Below are 4,556 nucleotides of genomic sequence, written 5' to 3' on the forward strand. Positions count from 1 at the left end.
GATTGTGTTATCGGCGCACGCATAACCGATGCGGGGTATGGACTCCTTGAGGGTACTGACCGAGTAACCCTTTATGGCAGTGTCCGCGAGGAAATCACCACATTGCCAACTGATAGCAAAGAAATTAGCTTTGCAACTCCTTACAGTTGGACGATTAACAGTGATTCTCAATTAATCCTTCCTGCCAATCCGAATCGCCAACAGGTGACGCTGATTAATACCAGCTTGACCGATGAAGTATTTATCAACTATGGCGGTATGGCTAGCCTTGGGCAAGGGATTACCCTCATGCGTGGCGGTGGCAGCTATGAAATAAATCTTTCAAACCTTTACAGGGGAGCAATTTCCGCTATTTCGGCTAATCCTTTAACCCTAACTGGTATAGAGGCAGTTTAAAAATGTTTGATCTGGACTCTTGGTTTATGTCTGAAAATCGCGGCAATCGCCAAAAACAAATTGAGGCGATCGCACTGCCTTACAAATGCGGAAAGATTGAGGCAGAGATTCTAGCAATGAGATTTCTCGCTCTTGAAAAGTTTGAGAACTACACTATCGTTCAGCCCCAACCAGTGAGGATTCTATGAGAACTGGCGGCAGGGCTGGGGGCGGCTCGTTCAAAATCCCCTCAAAGAAAGGTGGTGGCAAAAGCTATGACCCGTTTGAGGTTGATCTTGGGTTCCTTGGCGATCTGCCCGTCACACCTGCCTTAGAGCCAATCAATGATGATTGGTCATTCTCGAATTTTAATGAGAATGTCGATCCGCGTGATTGCTCAAGATACCCAGCATCCCCTTATTGTGGAGGGTCGCCTTTTCGTTTGGGTGCTCCCTTTGGCTATGATTTTGAGCTTAGGACTAATGGCTGTGAAACTTGCCTGTATATCTATCCTGTAATCGCTTGGACTAAGCTGACTCCGCAAATAATTTGTTATCGGCGACCTGACTGCTTGCCAGATATAAACCCAAAGCCTATATCAGTAGGGGATTCACCCTTTCCGCAATTCCCTGAAGAGGTTCCCAGTAGATGGGTATCACCTGCTTGTGCCACATTGCGAAATGTCATTATCCGCAGGATGAATGCTTTTAATACTGGAGCCGCAATCAATGATAGGAGAACTACGGAAAATTTTCTAAATCAGGCAGATTTAGAAAATGCATGGATTGAAGATCTCGGAACTTTTCCCGCCATAGGTGGTGGACCGGGACAATTTGTAACTACAGAAATCCCTTTTACGCAGATCAAGTCTTCGACAAGACTCTGGAAAATAACGGGGGAAACTACGAGCATTGTTGGCTATTCATGGATTACAGGAGTAATTTTTCCTGCTTGCAAAAATGCTCAAAGCCCCCCGCCACAACCACCACCCCCATCTAATGATGTTTCTGATAAAGAGAAAGAGAGGAAAGATGATATGTGCTGCAATGAATGTAAAGACGCGGCTGAGAAGACAGATAAGATGCTCAAGCAAGCAGATAAGCTTCTCCAAGAAATCAAATCGATCAAAAAAACGTTGGGCAGCGGCAAGCTAGAGCTTGCCTTGGATGCGGCTGTCGGCATAGGCGATAGTAGCCTTACCGCCTTACTTAACAATTTATCGGCAAGGCTGGGAACTAGTCGCTATCCCATTGAAGTACCAGCAAGCCTCTTAACTGGGGTAGGTGATGAAGTTCTCAAGGTGCAAAGCCTTACGGATTTTCAATACTGGTTGGTCAATCAGATCGATGCTCTTGTCGGTGAATTTCCAATCAAAATCAAAGTCCAAGATATCGATCCACTAACCCCAGGCGATCAATCACAAAATATCGAAATTCCTAATATTGCTGAGGCGATCGCCGAAATGTACGGACTAACAATCAAAAACTCTATAAATCAGGAGGTAGAACTCAATATGTTGGTGCGTTTAGCGGCTGAAGTAATTGCAACTAAAAACGGAGTAGCAGTTACACAGGATTACGCTAGGGCAAACGCTTCTTTCTTGGGATATCGTGGTAATCCGACCGCAAGAGAATTAACTTACAATTTTGATTTTGCCAGCGTTGACTTGTCTGGGGAGAATTTTGACATTCTTCAAGACATAGCAAGCAGTGCTCAGACAGCATTTAACCTATTTGTTAAAGGGCAGGGCGGTCAAAATGTGGAACCTATTGTATTAGAGTCCCTCCTCAATACGGTCAAGGGCAATGTCCAAGGGTGGAAAAATGATGACAAAGAGACCCTTGTGGATTACCTGAAACGATTGATGTTTGCCGCAGGAATCATGAAGGCAGCCTTCTTTCGCAACAAAAAACAAGTTGAAGAGACGGCGCAAGGGGTTAAAGACATGTTTGGAAACAATAAAGAGGATGACAAAGCTTGGGATGAATTCTTACAAGCTATTAGAGACCCAAACTCTCAATACAACAAAGATTACGATGAAAAGCCAGAAATAAAAAGGTCATATATAAACCCTAATGAGCTATGACACAACTTAAGTTAATTAAGAGCGCTCTTAATTCCCGATACATTAGATCCAAGGTTGGGAATTCAGTACGGACTATTGATGTAAAGCATGAGATTCTTCGCAAAAAACAAGGCAATAAATTTGTTAATCTTCTTGGCAATGCTTTTAAGGGATTCATTTCCGCGAAAATTGCTGATTTCCAAAAAGGCTGGACTAATGCAGGCGCTATCTTTGGTTGGTTAGTTCAAAGAGTTGAGCAGGTCAAGCAGTTTGATTGGAATGCGTCTGATAAGCAATTAGAAGCCTTGATGGAATCCCAAAACATAAGGATTGCAACAGTATGGGGTACTGCATTAGGACGATCCGCAGGTTGGTTAGCGGCGATCGCTTGCGGGTATGGGATTAGTTATCTAATTCCTGTCGTAGGTGGGGCAACCCTTGCTAGAGCTGTCACGGCTGGGGCGGCAAAAGAGGGACTGCCAGAAATTGGGTACGCACTAACCAACGCTTTAGAGCAAACATTTGGAGCATGGGCGAATAATGGGATGACGAGCGGCTTCATAAACTATCGCAAGTTTATGAAGTGGCTATCTGAAAAAAATTTGCTAGATGGACTTTATGGTAAAGATAAAGCTAAATGGATTAGAGAAGAGTGGGGGAAAGATGGTGGCCCCAATATGTCTTTTAATTCGGGAATGGATGATTTTATTGAAAGCATTGAAAATAAGAAACTACAAGCTTTCTTACAAGCCTTTCTAGAAGAGGGATGGGATTCATTTATTGAAGGGGGGATGGTAGTAGCAAATCAGATTGATTCGGCATATGCCCAGCAAAAAGCGGCTCAGAACTCCGTAGAAGGAAAAATTCGCACAGTTAAATTAATTCCTGACAAGCGGAAGAAAGATGAAATTATCTTGTTGACTGGGACTCAGAAGCAAGTAAAAAAGGATGTAGTCCAGAATCTAGCAAATTACCGATTAATTGCTAATCGTGATGTTGGTCAAATTGTGGGGATGCCCGCCGATGACTATGTGTCAGCTAAACCACTTCGTAGACAGTTAGTAATAGTTTTTAAAGAGAAAAAAGAACCACCTTGGAAAATGCCAAACGGTAAGCAAGCCAAACAGTATGAGGTGACTATTCCAGATGTGATCATGGGTTTGTCTTGGACTAAGCTCAAACAAGTGGCTCTAGCGTACCGATGGGGCAAGTTTAGGGCTACAGCTCACTTAGATAATGGGAGACAAATGGCGGTTTACGGGGCTTCCAAGAGTGAGGCAGAGAAAGCTTTAAGAAGACTTGCCGAGTTGTCTACAGCGAAAATTTTGACCTTAAATGTTACGGAGGAAGTACAGAAAAAGAATATCGCACTACGAAAAGATCCAAAAACTGTCTATCCTGCCTTTGCAACCCTGCTAGTTCGCAAGCCTACAACGGGAGAAGGTAGAGAGTTTATTGATGGCACAAAGATGAATGAGGATCGGATACGGATCGACCTCTGGCCCACTGAACAGCCCACAGGACTACAACCACTTAAATAAAAAACTATGCCAATCTCTAATCCCATCCAAGGGCAGGGACTTGACCTGCATCTATCTGATGCCGATCCGATCGCCCCTCCCGATACATCAAAAAAATTTTGGTTTAACTACCAAAACAAAAATTTATTTCTATCAATTGCTACTAATTCGGCATCCGACTGGGTGGCGATTGGTGGCGATGCTGCAAGCATCCTGAATAAGATTCTTGTTCAGAATGGGCAAGTCCTGACCACCGATGACCATGTAATTTTTGAGGATTAAAACTATGACCAGACACTCAACTTTGACTAACCCTAACGATTTGCACTACGCAAAAATTCGTTGCTTTTCGGGAGATCCAGCCTCTATTACTCCCGAATTTATCGACCAGATTTTAACTGCCACGGACACTAATAAGGTTTACCGAGCCACTGGGGCGCAAGCTGGAAACCTAGTAGAGCTTTTGCCGAACAATGGTGGCAATGGTGGCGGTAATGGCGTTGATAGGGTGAAGTTTAATGTTGGCATTGCGATCGCTCCTGATGCGATCGACCAACTGCTTATCGACACCTATTCAAATAGGATCTATCGCGCTA

The 4,556-nt window shown here is 43.8% G+C and carries 6 protein-coding genes; all 6 read left to right on the plus strand.

The window, feature by feature from the left end; genetic code table 11:
- On the plus strand, nt 1-396 hold a 396-nt coding region (locus tag AC805_RS26490), incomplete at its 5' end, for a hypothetical protein (RefSeq protein ID WP_197278779.1).
- A gap of 26 nt (nt 397-422) precedes the next feature.
- The gene (locus AC805_RS17140) at nt 423-584 is read left to right on the plus strand and encodes a hypothetical protein (RefSeq protein WP_156341447.1); all 162 of its coding nucleotides are present in this window, start codon (nt 423-425) and stop codon (nt 582-584) included.
- The gene (locus tag AC805_RS17145) at nt 581-2,461 is read left to right on the plus strand and encodes a hypothetical protein (RefSeq protein ID WP_055076514.1); all 1,881 of its coding nucleotides are present in this window, start codon (nt 581-583) and stop codon (nt 2,459-2,461) included. The genes AC805_RS17140 and AC805_RS17145 overlap by 4 nt, the downstream gene beginning before the upstream one ends.
- A complete protein-coding gene (locus AC805_RS25240) occupies nt 2,458-3,981 on the plus strand; it encodes a hypothetical protein (protein ID WP_055076515.1) in 1,524 nt (507 codons plus the stop codon). Before AC805_RS17145 ends, AC805_RS25240 begins: the two co-directional genes overlap by 4 nt.
- A gap of 6 nt (nt 3,982-3,987) precedes the next feature.
- Nucleotides 3,988-4,242, plus strand: coding sequence for a hypothetical protein (locus AC805_RS17155; RefSeq protein WP_055076516.1), 255 nt, complete (start codon nt 3,988-3,990; stop codon nt 4,240-4,242).
- Nucleotides 4,243-4,246: 4 nt separating this feature from the next.
- On the plus strand, nt 4,247-4,556 hold a 310-nt coding region (locus tag AC805_RS17160; RefSeq protein ID WP_156341448.1), incomplete at its 3' end, for a hypothetical protein.

Source organism: Pseudanabaena sp. 'Roaring Creek' (genome assembly GCF_001402795.1).
In the GTDB taxonomy this organism is placed as follows: domain Bacteria; phylum Cyanobacteriota; class Cyanobacteriia; order Pseudanabaenales; family Pseudanabaenaceae; genus Pseudanabaena.

What these genes read in the sequence shown, in the direction of transcription:
- AC805_RS17140 (WP_156341447.1), top strand. Translation starts at nt 423, where the DNA reads ATGTCTGAAAATCGCGGCAATCGCCAAAAACAAATTGAGGCGATCGCA.
- AC805_RS17145 (WP_055076514.1), top strand. Translation starts at nt 581, where the DNA reads ATGAGAACTGGCGGCAGGGCTGGGGGCGGCTCGTTCAAAATCCCCTCA.
- AC805_RS25240 (WP_055076515.1), top strand. Translation starts at nt 2,458, where the DNA reads ATGACACAACTTAAGTTAATTAAGAGCGCTCTTAATTCCCGATACATT.
- AC805_RS17155 (WP_055076516.1), top strand. Translation starts at nt 3,988, where the DNA reads ATGCCAATCTCTAATCCCATCCAAGGGCAGGGACTTGACCTGCATCTA.